We start from the raw sequence: 17,474 nt of genomic DNA, 5'->3' as shown, positions 1-17,474 counted from the left end.
CATGTAGCCTGTCCCCATCTGCATCGCAATAGAAGATGAAACAAAAAAGTAGCCACCCTCCACATACACAGAGGGTGGCTACTTTCATCTTACGCTACTTCCGTTTCTTCCTTCTTCTCACCAGTCCCTTTACTCTTAAAGCTGATAAAGAACAGGATGGCCAGAAGAACAATGATGGATACAAATACCATCATATTGGATTCGATCAATTTCACAAGGTTACCAAGCACGATACCGACTAAACCGAAGTCTGCATCTCCAAACGTGGTTCCCTGGAATCCGAGTGAGCTTAATACCGGTAATAGCAGGGCCGGCAGGAAGCTGATCATGACCCCGTTCGCCATGGAGCCGATGACGGCACCGCGGCGTCCGCCCGTGGCATTACCGAATACTCCGGCTGCTGCCCCCGTGAAGAAGTGAGGGACAAGTCCCGGAACGATGACCTTCAATCCCAGGAGTGGAAGGAAAAGCATGCTCACTAGTCCGGCGATGAAGCTGAATAGAAATCCGATGATGACGGCGTTCCCAGCGAATGGGAAGATGGCCGGGCAATCAAGGGCCGGTTTGGCATTCGGGACAATTTTGTCCGCGATCCCTTTGAAGGCAGGAACGATTTCACCAAGGAGCATCCGCACCCCTGCTAAGATGATGTACACTCCGACGGCAAACGTAATCCCCTGCATAAAGGCGAAGACCAGGAAGTTCTGTCCGCCGCTTAATTCTCCTTCGACGAAAGAGGGGCCTGCTGCGCCTGCTACGACGAAGAACAGGATGACCATCGTCAGGGAAACGGAAACGGATGTATCGCGCAGGAATCCAAGTGATTTTGGCACCTTGATTTCTTCTGTCGATTTGCTTCCTTTTCCAACTGCTTTCCCGACCATCGCTGACACCAAATACCCGATGGAACCGAAGTGACCGACGGCAAAGTCATCGGAACCCGTGACTTTCCGGGTGAATGGCTGAAGCATGGCAGGTGACAGGACCATCAATGCCCCAAGGATGATCGAACCGAGAACGATCAACGGTACTCCCGTGAATCCTCCGGTGGTCAGGATGACCGCGATCATGCAGGCCATGAACATGGTATGATGTCCGGTTAAAAAGATGTATTTAAAAGGACTGAATCGTGCAATCAGAATATTGACCACCATACCGAACAGCATGATCATCGCGGTTTCCGTACCGAAGCTTTCCTGTGCAAGAGCCACGATCGCTTCGTTGTTCGGGATGACCCCGTCGACTTCGAACGCATGATTGAACATGCTGCTGAATTGCTCAAGGGACTGGACGAGTACATTCGCACCCGCCCCGAGGATGACGAAGCCCATGACCGTTTTGAGGGTTCCAGACACGACATCCCCTGAATTCTTCCGTTGAATAAGGAGCCCGATTAAGGCGAATAGACCGACAAGGATTGCAGGTGTACCGAGTATATCCTTCATTATGATATCAATCATTTGTATCGCTCCTTCCTTTTTAAAAGTGGACTAGATATTTTGTTCCAATGCTGCGCGAAGTTCGTTCTTATCCATCAGGTTTCTTAACTTCACAACATTCTTGCGGCCGTCTTCCAGGCTTTCGACGATATCTTCAGAGCCCAGGAAAAGGTCTGCTTGTTCCGTTTTTGCTGTTGTCAGATCCGTGTGGGATACGTCTGCTTCTTTTCCCATATCCTTCAGTGCTGCCTTTACGTTCATTTCTACGATCATGCTGCTTCCTAATCCGTTTCCACATACCACTAATACTTTTTTCATTTTCATTTCCTCCTCAAATTTATACTTCTACTGTTTGGTTGATTAATTCGATGACGGTTTTTTGATCACTTGCTGCGATCAACTTTTCTACATTGCCTTCATTTGATAATAGTTCTGTAAGCTGTGCCAGTGCCTTTAAGTGCGTTTGATTATCGATTGCTGCAAGCACGATGATAAGCTGGGCGCGGTGCTTTTCTTTTTCGGAAAAATAAACCGGTTCCTCGAGTCGCAGGAAGCTCATCCCCAGCTGTTCGACGCCTGTTTCAGGACGTGCGTGGGGGATCGCGATATTCGGTGCGATGACGATGTAAGGACCCAATTCCTTTACGTTCGTGATCATTGCTTCCACATAATCCGGTCGAATCGATTGCTGTTCGACAAGGGGCTCACTCGCCACCTTGATGGCTTCCTCCCAACTTGAGACACGTTCTTTCAGCTGGATCGTCTGTTCTGTCAGTAATTCATTAAGCATAGGCTTTCTGAGCTCCTTTATCGTGGGAGTAGTTTGTTCTAAAAGTTGGACCAGTTCTCTTTTTAATGCGTCCTCTTCATGGATGGTGGCATGACGCTTGATCACATCCATCAGAAGGTCGGTCCGGTTCTTTTCGGTCGGCTTCGAGTCGAAAAGCTCGTTCATCCGCTGCATGACCCGTTCCTTTTCCGAGTTCGTGAGTATGGCGGGCACGTGGATGACGGGAATGTCTTTTTCTTTTATATAATTGGTGGAAAAAATAATGTCCGCTTCGTACTCGTTCGTTCGATAGTCCCTCATGGAGAGTGTCGTGATGACACTGAGCCCGGCAATCAGATTCTCGAGCTGTGTCCTGAGCATGTTCGAAGTCCCGATCCCATTTTCACACACGATGAGTGCCTTGAACTTCGTCTCGACCTTCTTCTGCTCTTTCGTCAACCACCCACCGAAATGCAGGGTGATATAAGCCGCTTCTTCATCCGGTACAGACTTTCCGACATACAGTTCCAGGTGCTTCATGACCCGCTTCGTCAGGTGAAAGATATCCGGGTACGTCGTTTGAATGCTGTCAGACAGATCGTTCGCGATCGAGAGCCCGTACTTGAGCCGGTAAAACGTCGGCTTAATATGGGAAATTAGATTTTCCTCGAGTCCCTTTTTATCGTCGAATACAACACAGGAGTAAAGCTGGAAATCATGGATCATCCGTTGAACGACTTCCTTCAGCCCGGATAATTCCTGTTCCGTATAGCGGTTGAAGTTATCCTGCTGGACCTTGGATCCGAGCAGGTTCATCGTAATGAAACAAACCTCATCATCCGGGAAAGTGACGTCAAGCTTATTGGTGATATGAAGGGCTGCCCTGTAGGCTTCTGTCTGCTTCAGGACTTCTTTCTCTTCTTCCGGGACCGAAATGTACTTGTGCCATTCGATCCGCTTCATGATCATCAGGATCTGCAGGGACAGAATCTCAACCATTTCATCCGTCAGCGTCAATCCCAATTCCTTTTCCGCTTCATATAGAATTTCCCTCACCAGGCGCCTTTGCTCCGTTTCCTGTGACCACGTATCGGCTTCCGGCTGGATCATCCTGTGAACCTCATTCCGGACATTCTGCCAATCGTGGTGGGAAAAGATGGTGGCGAGAATCGTGGAAAGCATCGTCCGCTTTGCCTCCTCGGGACCACTCAGCCGGTAACCCGATCCTTTTTTATAGTACAAATGCAAACCTGCTTCGTGAAATTCCTTCTTGATGTCTTTAATCACCTTCGCGATCGTCCCCCGGCTCATGCTCGTCAGATCCATGAACCGCTGCATCGACGCATCTTGTTCTTCCAACAGGATGGATGCTTTAATGAGGACTTCGCGCTCTTCTTTTGATAACTGATACTGCCAATCTTCAAAACTCTGATCCTTCGAAACCATCAACTTCGATTTCGAATCAGGGGGCAAGTACAACCCCTTCCCATGCTGACTTTCAATCGGTTCCAACCCTTCCGTCTTCAGCCAGCTGTTGATCTGATCAAGATCGTAATAAATGGTCCGCTGAGACAGGTTCATCCTGGCGACAAGCTCCTTCGTCGGGATCGGGTCAGGCGAATGTTGAATGATGGATAATAAGTGTGCACGTCTTTTATCCAATACCATGAGGATCCTCCTCTAGTAATTAATTTTGCATATTTATATTCTTGTTTTAGTAGATGATCATCTTATGAGTCTAGTATAAAGCCATTTAACCAGCTATGAAAGGGGTTTCACTGTGTAGAGTTTGTATGGGGTGTTTTTGCAAAAATGAACAGTTGAGTGAAGTGAGTGACACTACTGGGATTTGGGATTGTCAAAGGGAGGGAGGTTTGAAATAATTGGAAGAAGAGATGGGACTCTCGCAAACTCACATATAGAAGGAGAAAACACATGACCAATCAAGAAACCTGTCCATTCTGCCATCCGGAAAAGGACCAAGACCAAAATATCGTATTTGAAAACGAATCCTGCTATTTCTTGCAGCATAACAAGCACCAGGATGTACTCGAAGGCTCCGGCGTGATCGTCCCGAAAAGTCATCACGCAAATGCATTCGAGTTAACGGAGAAAGAGTGGAACGATACATACGAATTATTACAAAAGGCAAAGACATATTTAGATGAAACGTATTCACCAGACGGCTATACCCTTGGATGGAATGTCGGAGAGGTGTCCAATCAGTTTATTTTCCATGCCCACCTTCACGTTATTCCAAGATACAATGACGAACCGCTGGCTGGAAAAGGGGTTCGTTACTGGTTAAAGAAACCTGAAAACAAAAGGAAGAAAGAGACTTCGAGTTCAAAATAGGAAGAAATTTGAAACTTTCTGTATTCTTATCCCGTAGATATTGATATAGACAGGAGTGATCAGTTTGGAAGTAAAGGTATCGAGGAACAATGAGAACTTGCGAATCAAATGGCAGTTAAGCCAAATAGATATCCCTCTTTCAGAAATCAAGGACGTAACGATGGATGATACATATGGTGGTGAAGATAAGAAGGCCATCCGAATCGGATTCCCATACGGGCACACAGATCGAGTCGTCATCAAGACAAGTGCTGAAACGTATATACTCTATACAAGCAATGGTGGATTCAAAGACAAGATTCTCTCATTCATGGAAGTTAGTTAAATGAGTTTCTGGATGTGGGTCGCCATTTCCTTGCCATTGGTCGGTGGAATTGCCGCTGCTCATTCCGGTAAGAAAAAAACGGAAAGAAAACATGTCGTTGCCCTACTGGGGTTTATTGTGGCTGTGATACTCTTTTTCTTTTGGTGGTTTAGTAGAGGAATTGAATAGGGGGTGGCAACATGTTGATGTTAGAGGGATGGCTGCCTATCATCGTGCTTTTTATCATATCAGCTTGCCTGATTGTGGTGATGGCCAGGTATATCCGTAATTATATCGTATTGAGTTTGTCTGCATTATTGGGCTTTGTCTGTCTCGGAACCATTCTTTACAGTATATTCATGGTAGGCGGCTGGGATGGGATGGGGATCGGTTTCTATGCCATTGCTGCATTTCTTGGTCTTTCGATCGGAACGGCTATCAGCCCGTTCGTTAAGAAAAAGGCAGGGGTGGAATAGATGATTGCACTACTGACGGCGATCGGTGATGTCATCGCGGCCATTGCTGTATCGTTTTTGAAAGACAGGAAGAAATGAGTCCGAATTGATCAGGGGAAGTCCCGGTTTCAGTACGGTAGGCACTCTATTAGCTCATGAATGAATGTCCATAAAAAGTAAAGTAGGCTGGGGAACGACCGTGACTCTCCTCTTGCCGAAGAAAAGCTTACCTCTTGTGCAAACAAGAGGTTTTTTTCATTGTAGTGAATAGGGGATTGTGAAATGGTCTGAGTTTTGAAATAATTGGGATTGTAGGATCAAACTGGTTTTATGGGGGTAGCTTATGTCACACGAAGAAAAACTAACCGGCGGGAATGTCTCGACCGTTTACCGTTCCGGAAATACAGTCCGTCGGCAACTGAAGCCTGAGAGTGCTAGGATTCACAAGCTTCTGAACCATCTCGAAAAGAAAGGATTCCAGCACTCACCGGCGTTTCTCGGAATTGATGAGAAAGGCAGGGAAATCTTATCCTTCATTGATGGGGAAGCGGGGAATTATCCGTTAAAGGAATACATGTGGTCAGATGAGGTGCTTAGCGGTATTGCGAAAATGCTCAGGCACTATCATGACGCTGTGAGTGATTTCCCCATCGCCGTCGGCTGGGAGCCGATCGATCTCACGCCAGAATCATATGAAGTGTTATGCCACAATGACTTTGCCATATACAATATTATTTTTAACAAACAGCAACCGGTAGGAATCATTGATTTCGATGTGGCGGGTCCCGGTCCAAGACGATGGGACATCGCCTATACCCTGTACACCTGTGTACCCTTGAGCCGTGTCCGTTATTCGGAAACGGGTGAGGCTATGCACTACGAGCGGGAACGGGATGCTGAGAGGATCAAAGAGAGAGTGAAACGGTTCTTTGAATCGTACGGGATTGATGTCGGAATGGAAGATCTTCAAATGGTCATCCGTCGATTGGAAGCAATATGTCAAACCATCCACCGGAAAGCACGGGAAGGCGATCCTGCTTTTCAAAAGATGATAGAAGAAGGGCATGTGGAACATTATCAGAAGGATATCGCTTTTGTTCGGGAAAATCTTAATGATTGGATAGAGGAGGCGTAACTCATGGCAGAATTGAAAAGCGTTGGAGAAGTGAAATTAGTAGGGTTCAGGGTCGTTTGCCCCGGTGACGAGTACGTGGTGGAAATACCGAAAGCGGCAAAGCAGTTGAAAGAAAGAGCAGGTGAAATCCATCATGCCCTGCACCCTGATCAGCAGATCGGCGCCTTTATCGTTGTAGAATCGTCCCCGGAAGAAGACGGCTACTGGATCGGGTTGCAGGTAAGTGACTATGGAGACATTCCAACAGACATGACCACCTTGACCATCCCGCCCCAAACCTATGGCACGATTTTTCACCAAGGACCGAATCATGACCTCCGGCAGAGCTACGAGCAGCTGCACCAGTGGATCAATGAAAACGGGTATACCCGTTCCACCAAGAGCTGGAATCTCGAAATCTATCAAAAAGAAAACCAGCCTGGGGACCCTTCTGATGTTCGGGTGGAGTTATACGATGCTATTCTTTTGGGTTGAGGGGGACTGTTGATGAAAAGATTGGCCGTCATATTACTTGCCATTTTATTGGTCGGCTGTCAGGGGAACGACTTGGAAATTTTTGACGAAAAGCAAAACATCGTCGTCGAGAAACAGGTCGGAGATGAAGATGAGTATGAAGAGTTTAACACGATCACCGATACAAAACAGGTGGAAGAGGTAAGGGCAATCCTTCATGATACCCATTGGAAGGTAGCACAAGTAGACTTCATCCGTCCTCCTGACTATCGATTTATTTACAAATATAAAAATCCGAATATCGATGCTAAGCCCATGCTGCACCAGATATGGATTAGTCCGAAGAAGGATGCGCTCGAAGTGATGCAGGGGCCTCAAGAGTATGCGCAGTTACCAAAGGCTGAATCAGCCCGTTTGTTTGAAATTTTGACAGGGGAGAGTTTACCGACTGTCAAAGTAGGGCCGTTGCGGTATTGAATACACTCTTACATGCATATGAAGGAAAGAGAATTGTAGTTGGTACACACGGAGCCATCATGACGCTGATGATGGGCCATTATGACAGCCGCTTTGATTTGAGTTTCCTGCATGGTACATCAAAACCGGATATTTATCGGATGGAATTTAATGGTCTCGAACTAGTAGGGGTTCAGCGGTTGTGGACTGAAGCGAAGAGGGGGATGACATGAACGAAGTACCAATCAGATGTAAAGGAATCGCCGTCGTATTACTAAAAAAAGTGGATGATCAACACAAAGTATTACTCGTGAAAAGAGCCGAATCTGTTTTGAAAAATGAATGGTGCTATATCGGCGGAGGCATCGAGGCAGGCGAGAAAGCCTGGGAAGCTGCATACAGAGAGGTGGAAGAAGAGACAGGCATCACAAACCTTTCCTTATATTCTGCCAACACATTCGATCGGATCTATTCCGTTGAAGGGAATTACATATACATCGCGCCTGTGTTTGTGGGATTCGTACCTGATGATCAGGAGGTGGTGTTAAACGAAGAGCATAGTGATTATAAATGGTTGTCCTTTAAAGACGCAAAGGGCATTGTATCTTTACCTGGAAATGAGGAAGTACTATCGTTCATTGAGAAGCATTTCGTAAAGAAAGAAGCTCCGGATTATTTGCAGGTAAGATGTTGAGAATTAAGGAACCATAAAAGGAGAGTGCAAGAAATGGATGTTTTTGAAAAGCAATATGACTGGGTCCGCCGTACGAGAGAATTATTATTTCGTTATTGTGAAACGATGTCCCAAGCAGATTATGTAAAAGAACTTGAATCGTTTGGAGGAGACTCCATCCGCAATCTGCATGTTCACGTAGCGGATTGTTATCGTGTATGGCTGGGAAGCCGTGCTCTAGGTCGGTCCCTTCCTAAAATCACTTCGGATTCCGCAAACACAGTAGAGGAAATGCGTGATATTTTCAGGAAGACAGATGACCTTCTTCATGAATTTCTAGAGGAGTTCAAAGGGAAGTGGGATCACACCAAGCACATATCCTTCGGGGAAGATGATAGTGCCGAGATCTCTGCATTATGGCTGTATACCCATACCGTCACACACGAATTCCACCATAAAGGACAAATCGTGAAAATAGGAAGGCAGCTGGGGTATATTCCTCCTGATACGGATCTTATCGAGCCTTAAGATGTAATCGGCAAGCTGATGTCCATCGATCAGATTGGCATTCAGGCTTGCCGGTACTATTAAGACCCATGAATTTTCATTCTACTCCCGCGGTTTTACTCCTTCTCTCTAACAAAACGGTATCCCGCCATACTCCATCCATCTTCCCGATCTTTTCACGGTGACCGAGGATGCGAAAGCCCTGTTTCTCATGAAGTTTGATGCTAGCTACATTTTCAGGGAAAATCCCCGCTTGAAGGGTCCAATATCCTCCTTGTTCACTTGCTTCTATTAAGGCGCTGAGGAGTTGGCTTCCGATTCCCTGCCCAGCGTGCCGTGCCGAGACGTACACGCTAACTTCGGCTACACCTCTGTATACACATCGGCTTGAGACAGGACTCATGGCAGCCCATCCTATGATGGAATCCCCTGAACGGACAACGATCCGCCCTGCTTGTATATGATTGTCATCCCACTCTTCCCAGGAAGGGATGTCTTTTTGAAAGGTCGCGTTCCCCGTTGCGATTCCCTCCCGATAAATTTCGGCGACTTGACTCCAGTCATCTTTTCTCATCTTATCTATATATCCCTTTATCATTTCAACACCCCTTTTTACTTAGAATAATACAGAAACGTCTTGTAATCTATATATAAGTGAACTATTATATAAGCATACATTAATATATGGAGGTGGCGAATTGACGGTTGAATTAGACAAATCAGCAACCATTCTTAAGTTATTAGGGGATAAAACCCGGTTAACCATGGTAAAAATACTGGATACGAATGACTGCTGTGTGTGTGAGTTTGTGGAAATCTTCAAAGCAAGTCAGCCGGCTATCAGTCAACACGTCCGGAAATTAAAGGATGTGGGGATCGTGAGGGAGAAACGCCGTGGTCAATGGATTATTTATTCACTTAACCGCGACAGTGAATACTTTCCGATGATCCAAAGCCTCCTTGACCACTTGCCGAACCAGGACTTCAAATTGAAGGAGTTGGAGGAGCAGGGCTTACGCATTTCTTGTGATTAATAGGAGGTAAAAAGGAATTATGACTATACTAGCATCTGTGATTTTTCTCATCACCCTTGTGTTCGTCATTTGGCAACCGAAAGGGCTTTCCATCGGCTGGTCAGCCATTGGCGGAGCCATCTTGGCGCTGATTGTGGGGGTTGTCGATTTTGGCGACGTGGTCGATGTGACCGGCATTGTCTGGAATGCGACATTAGCATTTATTGCGATTATTATTATTTCTCTCATCCTTGATGAGATCGGATTCTTTGAATGGGCTGCCTTGCATATGGCAAGGGCGGCAAAAGGAAACGGCGTAAGGATGTTCGTCTACGTGTCCCTCTTAGGAGCAGTGGTGGCGGCTCTTTTCGCCAACGATGGAGCGGCACTGATTCTGACACCGATCGTCCTTGCGATGGTACGGAATCTGAATTTCAGTGAGAAGCTTGTGTTCCCGTTCATCATAGCCAGCGGATTCATCGCGGATACGACATCTCTTCCTTTAGTGGTAAGTAACCTGGTGAACATCGTGTCCGCTGACTTCTTCGGAATCGGATTTGTGGAGTTTGCTTCCCGTATGATCGTTCCCAACCTGTTTTCATTAGGGGCAAGTATACTGGTCCTTTATCTCTTTTTCCGAAAGAGCATCCCGAAAAATTATGATGTTTCTCAGCTTAAAAAACCGGTGGATGCCATACAGGATATCAAGATGTTCCGTCTTTCCTGGGTGGTGCTCTCAATTCTCCTTATCGGCTATTTCGCCAGTGAATTCATTGGCGTGCCGGTTTCCATCATTGCAGGGATCGTAGCCATCTTCTTCTTATCCATGGCCAGAAGAAGTGCAGCCGTCAATACAAAGACCGTCATCAAAGGCGCTCCGTGGGCCATCGTGTTCTTCTCCATTGGGATGTACGTGGTCGTATACGGTCTCCGTAACGTAGGACTGACCAATGTACTCTCGGATGTCATCCAGATGACGGCGGATCAAGGATTATTTGCCGCCACGGTCGGAATGGGATTCATCGCGGCGATCCTTTCGTCCATCATGAATAATATGCCGACGGTGATGATCGATGCCCTGGCGATTGCCGGCACGGATACAACGGGTGTCACCCGTGAAGCATTGATTTATGCCAACGTCATCGGTTCCGATCTAGGACCGAAGATCACCCCGATCGGGTCATTGGCCACATTATTATGGCTCCACGTCCTTTCGTTAAAAGGAGTGAAAATCTCCTGGGGGACGTACTTTAAAACAGGCATCATCCTGACCATCCCAACCCTTTTCATCACACTGGTCGGGCTCTATCTATGGTTATTAATCATCTAACAAACAATAAAGGAGAGATTCAGCATGTCAAAGAAAACCATCTACTTCCTATGTACAGGGAATTCATGCCGTAGCCAAATGGCTGAAGGCTGGGCGAAAAAGCACTTAGGTGACGAGTGGGACGTATACAGCGCAGGAATCGAAGCGCACGGTTTAAATCCTAATGCGGTGAAAGCAATGAAAGAAGTCGATATCGATATCACGGATCAAACGTCCGATATCATCGATCTTGGAATCTTGAATAACGCAGACTTAGTCGTGACACTATGCGGAGATGCAGCGGATAAATGCCCTGTGACACCGCCTCATGTGAAACGTGTACATTGGGGATTCGATGACCCAGCGAAGGCAGAAGGAACAGAAGAAGAGAAATGGGCCTTCTTCCAACGCGTGCGTGATGAAGTTGGGGAAAGAATCCATCGTTTTGCGGAAACCGGGGAATAAAGAAGACAGAGGCAGCTGCAGTCAAGCAGCTGCTTTTTTCAATCCATCAAACAAAATAGAAGATGAACCCGGATACGGTAGACATGGTAATCACCGATAGAACAAAGATCATGACCAGCTGTTTTTTGAAAATGGATTTAAGGAGGATCACTTCAGGAAGACTGGCCCCCGCTGAACTGATCATCATCGCCATGACAGGCCCGAGTGCCATTCCTTTCATGATCAGGATCTGTGAAATGGGGATCATACTTGAAAGTCGAATGTACAAGGGTACCCCGACGACAGCGGCGATCGCTATGAGCCACCAATGCTCCCTCCCGAAGAAACCGGCAATCCACTCCGTCGGAACGAGTCCATGTATGACGGCACCGATGGCAGCACCGATGATCAGATAGGGATACACACTTCTCATCAAGTCAATCGTTTCCTTCCAGGCTCCCTTCATGGAAAACTTCTTCTCTTCTTCATTGAACCCGCTCATCATGATGTTCTTGATATACTTTTCAAATCCGAATGCCTCGAGTAGGAAGGCGATGCTGATAGAGAAGATGGTCGTCACCACGGTATAAATGAGAGCTACTTTCCAGCCGAGGACAACCCCCATGATGGTCAGGATCGTGGGATCTAAAACAGGTGAAGCAAATAAGAAAATCATGACAATCCCAAAAGGCAATTTCTTTTTCAACATATTCACCACGACCGGTATCGTCGAACATGAGCAAAATGGAGTGATAAACGCAAATAGGATCGCAGCGGCAGCACCCCAGGCCTTGTTCTTCCCGGAGATCATTTTCTCGATTTTTTCATAAGGGATGAATCCTTGTAATAAACTGATGGCAAATGAAATGACCACAAACAAAACCGTTAATTCCAGTGCAATTTCCAGAAAGCTTTTAACTGTTTCTCCCCACATATTGATCGTCCCCTTTCCTGATTAAACTGCCGGGCAGCAAGGGCTGCAGCATAGTTGGTCTTCGATTTTCTTAGTGAAGATGGATGATGCCGGTTTAGCGTGTTGAGTGGCGACCCTTTCCTGCATGTCGCTTCTTTTTTCCTTTAAGATCATTTCTTCTTTATAGAAGTTAAACATGTGTATCTCCTCCATTAATCAAAATAAGTTGATTTATTAATCAAAAAAAATTGATATAATCTTTAAAAATTTAACAGGATGGCCTGAACAGGCAACATAATTCTGCTGAAAGCAGGTGGTTGATCTCTTCTTGGTTCAAGCTGTAATAGCTCCAAGTTCCCTTTGTTTCTTTCTTCACAATGTTCGCGTCTAAGAGTATCTTCAAATGGTACGATAATTTAGACTGCTTCATATCCATAATTGGGGCCAGGTCACATACACACATTTCGCCTTTCATCGTCAAAATGTTCATGATCTGAAGCCTTTTCTGATCGGCAATGGCTTTGAACTTCTGTTCGTAGGTTTCAAAAATATTTGTGCCCGATACGTCTTGTAATGGAATGTCGTTTGTCATCACTCAGCCCTCGTTTCTCATCAATTTTTCTTGATGTAATCATCTTATATCCATTATTTTCATGTGTCAAGTCTTAAATCAAATATATTTGATGTATTGGTGATATTCTATGCTGCGAACTGGGTGTTGGTTCCTTAAATCAAATTTTTTTGATTTAATTGTTGCTATTCTGAAAAGGGGAACATATACTATGAGTATAAATCAAATAAAGTTGATGTACTGTATTAATCAAATTTATTTGATTAAAAGAATGGAAGGGGATGGATGAAATGAATTTCATTAAGATTTTCCTAGGGGATAAGAAAACTGATTCTCAAGAGTGTTGCCAGATAGAGATAAAAGAGGTAGATCAAGAACAATGTTGTTCCTCTGAAGAAAACGAAGAAAGTTCAAGCTGCTAGTCTTCCTACGGATATTATAGAAGAAATGTGTTGAGCTTTGCAATCAACGGATCCCCTTCGGCTAGTGAGCCCAAGGGGTTCTGTCATTTTACAATCATCACAGGGCATTTCACTCGTTTGGCTACTTTATGACTCACGCTTCCCAAGACCATTTCCTGAAGAGTGTTCAATCCCCTACTCCCAATCACCACTGCGTCGAATTGGTACTCATTCGCATGCTTGACGATGGTGGGACCCGGTTCCCCGTGTAAATAATGCGTTGTATAGTTAATCTTCGCATGTTTGATTTTCTGTTCTATGAGTATAAGCTTCTTCTTTCTATGATCAGCAGCGTCGGTTCCCCAATGCTGCAGGACTTCGTCTTTTGAGTGTTTTTCGTCAATGACGTACACCACTTCAATGCTGCCGTTTTTTTGGCAGGAGGCAAGGGCGATGGCTTTTTCAGTTGCTCTAATAGAATGGTCGGACCCATCTGTTGCTAATAAAATTTTATTGAACATGATTGAATCTCCTTTCTATGTTGTTTCGAGATATGTAAGGTATTCGACTATCACCATCTATTATCCTTTACATTCATTTATGTAAATTTACTGGAAGTTGAATTCTGTCGTAATTTAACGGATTTATAAGTAAATAAAAGAAAATTAGGGTTGTGAGCGTTTAATTGGAGGGTTCACAACAGGTAGAATTCGTTATATAATGGCCCTTGTGTTTAACGGACCCGACTTTCATGAGAGTTGAAAGTCAACAACAAAATTTTAAAAAAAGAGGTGCATAATGAATTTATCAACAATTAAATCTCAATGGTTTGGAAACATTCGTGGGGATGTCCTGGCAGGAACGGTTGTAGCCATGGCTTTGATTCCCGAGGCGATTGCGTTCTCGATCATTGCCGGTGTCGATCCGATGGTCGGATTGTACGCTTCCTTCTGTATTGCCGTGGTCATTGCTTTTGTAGGTGGGCGCCCCGGTATGATATCCGCTGCGACCGGTGCGACAGCCTTGGTGATGGTAAACCTTGTGGCCGATCACGGGCTGCAGTATTTACTGGCCGCCACCATTCTGACGGGTGTCATTCAGATTATTATGGGTGTATGTAAGTTAGGACGATTAATGAAGTTTGTTCCCCGTTCCGTCATGATCGGATTTGTGAATGCATTGGCTATCCTGATCTTTACGGCGCAACTGCCACACTTTGTAGGGGAGTCATGGGTGATGTATGCGATGGTTGCCGGTGCGTTGGCGATTATTTATATTCTCCCGCGCTTCACCAAAGCAGTTCCATCTCCTTTGGTTGCCATCATTGCCATCACAGTGATTGCTGTTTTGATGAATAGTGATGTGCGGACCGTGGGTGACATGGGGCAGCTGACTCAGTCTTTACCGATCTTCTTGATCCCGGATATTCCGTTTACCTTTGAAACCTTGCAGATCATTTTTCCTTATTCGCTTTCCATTGCGATTGTCGGATTAGTTGAATCCTTATTGACCGCCTCCATTGTGGATGATATGACGGATACAACAAGTGATAAGAACCAGGAAGCAAAGGGACAAGGGGTTGCGAATATCGTTTCTGCTTTCTTTGGCGGGATGGCAGGGTGTGCCATGATCGGTCAATCGGTCATTAACGTGAAATCAGGCGGAAGAGGACGTTTGTCTACATTGGTAGCAGGTGTATTCTTGATGATCCTGATCCTGTTATTGAACGACTTCCTTGTCACTATTCCAATGGCTGCGCTTGTCGGTGTGATGTTCATGGTTTCCATCGGGACTTTCGATTGGTCATCCATTAAGAATATTCATAAGACGCCCTTATCAGATACCGTCGTGATGTTGGCGACGGTCATTACGGTGCTCGTGACACATGATCTATCAAAAGGGGTTCTGGTTGGAATCATCTTAAGTGCCATATTCTTTGCCTCCAAGATTTCGAAAGTGAAGATTACGGCGCTATCCACCGATCAACCGCATAAAAAGGTATATCGGGTTTCGGGTCAATTATTCTTTGCTTCCGTAACGGAGTTCGTTGAATCATTTGATTTCACGGAACAGGTGAAAGAAGTGACATTGGATCTTACAGATGCGCATCTTTGGGATGACTCAGCTGTAGGGGCCATCGATAAAGTGGTCATCAAATATCACCAGAACGGTGTGAAGGTCACCTTGATCGGATTGAATGAAGAAAGCAATAAACTTGTGAACAGGCTGGCTGTTCACAATCAGCCTGGCGGACTTGATAAAGCCGTCGGACATTAATAGGAAAGCTCTTTGTCTGTGGAGGACAAAGAGCTTTTTTAGTGTGCCGTTAGCTTAATCAGTTCTTGAGTAGTTTGTCGGGTTTTGAAATAATTGGTATGGTATTGCTTAAAAAGTCGTTACAAACTACTCGAACTGCACAGTTAATTGATAAGGAGGTAGAAAGATGTTCGGAAACAAACCAAAGTGTTCAACATGAGGGAAAGAAATACGAGGAAATGATGTGGTCTACGTCAAGATGAGGTATCCTGAAAAGAAAGGGATGACGGAGATTAAAGCCTACTTAAACAATGAGGGAAGGTTCATATGTGAGGGATGTTATAAAGCTTGAAGCCGTGATTTAATGAACTTTTTAAACATAAAGGAAATTCGATAACAAACAGAGAAATACCTACATAAGAGATTACGCAAGCTTATAACAAGGGAATGATATAGATGAATCTGCAATACGAAGTAATTCCTGAAGAAAAGGCCGAATGCTGCCGGGATCTTTGCAATGAACTGATGGACTTTCAGAAGTCGAAAGCGTCCATTGCACCGGAACGGTTTGACACGATGAATTTTGACACACGGATGCTGCCATCAATTAAAAGTGCTATACATAATTATCTTGTGATTGTGAAAGATCCTGAAAAAAATGACGAAATTATTGCCTATGTGTATACCAACATATCACCAAAGGAAGCATATTCAAATGATTTTGCCACGTTTTTCGACCTTTCATCTGTGAAAAAAGAAAACGTCGGCTGCTTATCGCAATTTTATATTAAAGAGGGGTATCGGCAATACGGCATCGGATCGAAACTTTTCACCATGTCGATGGAGTGGTTGAGAAGGTACGAGAATGTTGAGGACTATTTTGTCTTTACTTCGAATGGAAACCAGGAGGCCCTGGCATTCTACAAGCGAAAAGGGTTTTCGGTTTCTCATGATATTTTGGACGGGTTTATCACGGTTTTACGAAGCAAAAGGGAGTAGTGAAGGAGGAAAATGAAATGGACGTCTTTTCAACTTATTTAGCCGGGATCGATCATCCCGAGCATCGTACGCGGATGGAGGAAATCCTGACTTGGGTGCAGGAAACATTCCCACAACTGGAACCAGCCATCAAGTGGAATACACCGATGTTTACGGATCATGGTACCTTTATCATCGGGATCTCGACTGCGAAGCACCATGTGAGTGTAGCGCCAGAAGAAGTCACGATGGTACATTTCGCCGACCGCATTAAAGAAGTCGGCTACAGTGCGACGAAAGGTTTATTTCGCATCCCGTGGAAAGATCCTGTCGATTACAGACTGCTTGAGGATATGATCAGGTATAATATTCAGGAAAAAGCCGAATTTACAGGCTTTTGGCGGAAATAGAAGAGAGGAGTGGTGCATGTGATCAAGCCTAATCGCAAGGTGGATGGATTCATTAAAAAAGCGAAGCAGTGGAAGGAAGAATATGAAAGGCTGAGAAGTATCCTCCTTTCCTTTGAGGAGCTGGAGGAAGAAATCAAATGGATGCATCCTTGCTACACATTAGAGGGAAAAAACATTGTGTTGATGCATGGATTCAAAGATTATTGTGCCCTCCTGTTTCACAAAGGGGCGCTCTTCAAGGATCCTCAAGGGATTCTGATCCAACAGACAGAAAATGTGCAGGCAGCCCGTCAGATCCGGTTCACCAATTCTCAGGAAATCATCGAAATGAAAGAGATTCTGAAAGCTTATATTCAGGAAGCCATTGAAGTAGAAAAAGCAGGTCTCACAGTGGAACTGAAAAAGACGGAAGAATATTCCGTGCCAGATGAACTTCAACGGAAATTCAATGACATGCCGGAGCTGAAAACGGCCTTTGAAGCCTTGACGCCTGGACGTCAGCGCGCGTATATCCTTTTTATTTCAAAAGCGAAACAATCGAAAACCCGGGAGTCGCGGGTTGAAAAATATGTACAGCACATCTTGGACGGTAAGGGAATGAATGATGAATAAAGGAAAGGGATGAAGCATATA

General features: G+C 45.1%; 25 protein-coding genes and 1 pseudogene. 18 read left to right on the top strand and 8 right to left on the bottom strand.

All coding sequences use genetic code 11. The features are described from left to right. Positions 1-89 precede the first annotated feature (89 nt). Genes ATG71_RS21950 through ATG71_RS21940 form a run of 3 tightly spaced genes read right to left on the bottom strand, consistent with a single transcriptional unit; the run spans position 90 to position 3,876 of the window. Entirely contained in the window at positions 90-1,460 is a 1,371-nt protein-coding gene (locus ATG71_RS21950; RefSeq protein ID WP_098441489.1) for a PTS ascorbate transporter subunit IIC, read from the bottom strand. Positions 1,461-1,490: 30 nt separating this feature from the next. After that, positions 1,491-1,757, bottom strand: a complete 267-nt coding sequence (locus ATG71_RS21945; RefSeq protein WP_098441488.1) for a PTS sugar transporter subunit IIB — start codon at positions 1,755-1,757, stop codon at positions 1,491-1,493. 19 nt (positions 1,758-1,776) lie between these two features. Further along, positions 1,777-3,876: a BglG family transcription antiterminator gene (locus ATG71_RS21940; protein ID WP_098441487.1), complete on the bottom strand. Its 2,100-nt coding sequence runs from the start codon at positions 3,874-3,876 to the stop codon at positions 1,777-1,779. Between the two features lie 267 nt (positions 3,877-4,143). On the opposite strand from ATG71_RS21940, the gene ATG71_RS21935 reads away from it, so the two are divergent. From ATG71_RS21935 to ATG71_RS21895, 10 genes and pseudogenes are all read left to right on the top strand, one after another. Beyond that, positions 4,144-4,563, top strand: coding sequence for an HIT family protein (locus ATG71_RS21935; RefSeq protein WP_098441486.1), 420 nt, complete (start codon positions 4,144-4,146; stop codon positions 4,561-4,563). Positions 4,564-4,621: 58 nt separating this feature from the next. After that, positions 4,622-4,888: a SunI/YnzG family protein gene (locus ATG71_RS21930; RefSeq protein WP_483295350.1), complete on the top strand. Its 267-nt coding sequence runs from the start codon at positions 4,622-4,624 to the stop codon at positions 4,886-4,888. Next, a complete protein-coding gene (locus ATG71_RS23540) occupies positions 4,889-5,056 on the top strand; it encodes a hypothetical protein (RefSeq protein WP_179886608.1) in 168 nt (55 codons plus the stop codon). It abuts the gene before it with no gap. Positions 5,057-5,067: 11 nt separating this feature from the next. Next, positions 5,068-5,343, top strand: coding sequence for a YesK family protein (locus tag ATG71_RS21925; protein WP_098441484.1), 276 nt, complete (start codon positions 5,068-5,070; stop codon positions 5,341-5,343). A 322-nt stretch (positions 5,344-5,665) separates the two neighbouring features. Continuing rightward, positions 5,666-6,457 (top strand): phosphotransferase, encoded by a 792-nt coding sequence (locus ATG71_RS21920; protein ID WP_098441483.1) that lies wholly within the window; start codon positions 5,666-5,668, stop codon positions 6,455-6,457. Positions 6,458-6,460: 3 nt separating this feature from the next. Further along, a complete protein-coding gene (locus ATG71_RS21915; RefSeq protein ID WP_098441482.1) occupies positions 6,461-6,931 on the top strand; it encodes a GyrI-like domain-containing protein in 471 nt (156 codons plus the stop codon). A 12-nt stretch (positions 6,932-6,943) separates the two neighbouring features. Next, positions 6,944-7,387 carry a YhfM domain-containing protein gene (locus ATG71_RS24130; RefSeq protein WP_098441481.1) on the top strand — a complete coding sequence of 148 codons (444 nt, stop codon included), beginning with the start codon at positions 6,944-6,946 and terminating at the stop codon, positions 7,385-7,387. Beyond that, positions 7,357-7,599, top strand: a pseudogene (locus ATG71_RS23530) (histidine phosphatase family protein); the annotation flags it as partial. The gene ATG71_RS24130 and the pseudogene ATG71_RS23530, both read left to right, overlap by 31 nt. Then, complete coding sequence (locus ATG71_RS21900; protein ID WP_098441479.1) at positions 7,596-8,060, top strand: NUDIX hydrolase; 465 nt, start codon at positions 7,596-7,598, stop codon at positions 8,058-8,060. The pseudogene ATG71_RS23530 and the gene ATG71_RS21900, both read left to right, overlap by 4 nt. 33 nt (positions 8,061-8,093) lie before the next feature. Then, the gene (locus ATG71_RS21895) at positions 8,094-8,567 is read left to right on the top strand and encodes a DinB family protein (protein ID WP_098441478.1); all 474 of its coding nucleotides are present in this window, start codon (positions 8,094-8,096) and stop codon (positions 8,565-8,567) included. Between the two features lie 76 nt (positions 8,568-8,643). Here ATG71_RS21895 and ATG71_RS21890 read toward each other — a convergent pair whose 3' ends face one another. Continuing rightward, on the bottom strand, positions 8,644-9,144 hold the full coding sequence (locus ATG71_RS21890) for a GNAT family N-acetyltransferase (protein WP_098441477.1): 501 nt from the start codon (positions 9,142-9,144) through the stop codon (positions 8,644-8,646). A 100-nt stretch (positions 9,145-9,244) separates the two neighbouring features. Between ATG71_RS21890 and ATG71_RS21885 the strand changes: the two genes are divergently transcribed. The 3 genes from ATG71_RS21885 to arsC are packed head-to-tail and all read left to right on the top strand — an operon-like array spanning position 9,245 to position 11,333. Then, positions 9,245-9,580, top strand: coding sequence for an ArsR/SmtB family transcription factor (locus ATG71_RS21885; RefSeq protein ID WP_098441476.1), 336 nt, complete (start codon positions 9,245-9,247; stop codon positions 9,578-9,580). Between the two features lie 19 nt (positions 9,581-9,599). Next, entirely contained in the window at positions 9,600-10,889 is a 1,290-nt protein-coding gene (locus tag ATG71_RS21880; RefSeq protein ID WP_098441475.1) for an arsenic transporter, read from the top strand. 24 nt (positions 10,890-10,913) lie between these two features. Beyond that, complete coding sequence (gene arsC, locus ATG71_RS21875) at positions 10,914-11,333, top strand: arsenate reductase (thioredoxin) (protein ID WP_098441474.1); 420 nt, start codon at positions 10,914-10,916, stop codon at positions 11,331-11,333. Between the two features lie 46 nt (positions 11,334-11,379). On the opposite strand, the gene ATG71_RS21870 is transcribed toward arsC, so the two are convergent. From ATG71_RS21870 to ATG71_RS21860, 4 genes are all read right to left on the bottom strand, one after another. After that, entirely contained in the window at positions 11,380-12,246 is an 867-nt protein-coding gene (locus ATG71_RS21870) for a permease (RefSeq protein WP_098441473.1), read from the bottom strand. A 21-nt stretch (positions 12,247-12,267) separates the two neighbouring features. Continuing rightward, on the bottom strand, positions 12,268-12,423 hold the full coding sequence (locus ATG71_RS23525) for a hypothetical protein (protein ID WP_179886607.1): 156 nt from the start codon (positions 12,421-12,423) through the stop codon (positions 12,268-12,270). Between the two features lie 70 nt (positions 12,424-12,493). After that, the gene (locus tag ATG71_RS21865) at positions 12,494-12,817 is read right to left on the bottom strand and encodes an ArsR/SmtB family transcription factor (protein ID WP_098441472.1); all 324 of its coding nucleotides are present in this window, start codon (positions 12,815-12,817) and stop codon (positions 12,494-12,496) included. A gap of 484 nt (positions 12,818-13,301) precedes the next feature. Continuing rightward, positions 13,302-13,718, bottom strand: a complete 417-nt coding sequence (locus tag ATG71_RS21860) for a universal stress protein (RefSeq protein ID WP_098441471.1) — start codon at positions 13,716-13,718, stop codon at positions 13,302-13,304. A 277-nt stretch (positions 13,719-13,995) separates the two neighbouring features. Between ATG71_RS21860 and ATG71_RS21855 the strand changes: the two genes are divergently transcribed. The 5 genes from ATG71_RS21855 (at position 13,996) to ATG71_RS21835 (ending at position 17,453) form a co-directional block, all read left to right on the top strand. Beyond that, complete coding sequence (locus ATG71_RS21855; protein WP_098441470.1) at positions 13,996-15,474, top strand: SulP family inorganic anion transporter; 1,479 nt, start codon at positions 13,996-13,998, stop codon at positions 15,472-15,474. A gap of 208 nt (positions 15,475-15,682) precedes the next feature. Beyond that, the gene (locus ATG71_RS24125) at positions 15,683-15,805 is read left to right on the top strand and encodes a Fe3+ hydroxamate ABC transporter substrate-binding protein (RefSeq protein WP_098441469.1); all 123 of its coding nucleotides are present in this window, start codon (positions 15,683-15,685) and stop codon (positions 15,803-15,805) included. Between the two features lie 104 nt (positions 15,806-15,909). Beyond that, the gene (locus ATG71_RS21845) at positions 15,910-16,452 is read left to right on the top strand and encodes a GNAT family N-acetyltransferase (protein WP_098441468.1); all 543 of its coding nucleotides are present in this window, start codon (positions 15,910-15,912) and stop codon (positions 16,450-16,452) included. Positions 16,453-16,469: 17 nt separating this feature from the next. Continuing rightward, the gene (locus tag ATG71_RS21840) at positions 16,470-16,841 is read left to right on the top strand and encodes an iron chaperone (protein WP_098441467.1); all 372 of its coding nucleotides are present in this window, start codon (positions 16,470-16,472) and stop codon (positions 16,839-16,841) included. A gap of 18 nt (positions 16,842-16,859) precedes the next feature. Beyond that, entirely contained in the window at positions 16,860-17,453 is a 594-nt protein-coding gene (locus ATG71_RS21835; RefSeq protein ID WP_483295322.1) for a YdeI/OmpD-associated family protein, read from the top strand. The last annotated feature ends 21 nt before the right edge of the window (positions 17,454-17,474 follow it).

This window comes from Bacillus sp. es.034 (assembly GCF_002563655.1).
In the GTDB taxonomy this organism is placed as follows: Bacteria; Bacillota; Bacilli; order Bacillales; family Bacillaceae_B; genus Rossellomorea.
Note: the sequence above shows the minus strand (reverse complement) of the source record. Positions and strands in the feature narration are given on the sequence as shown.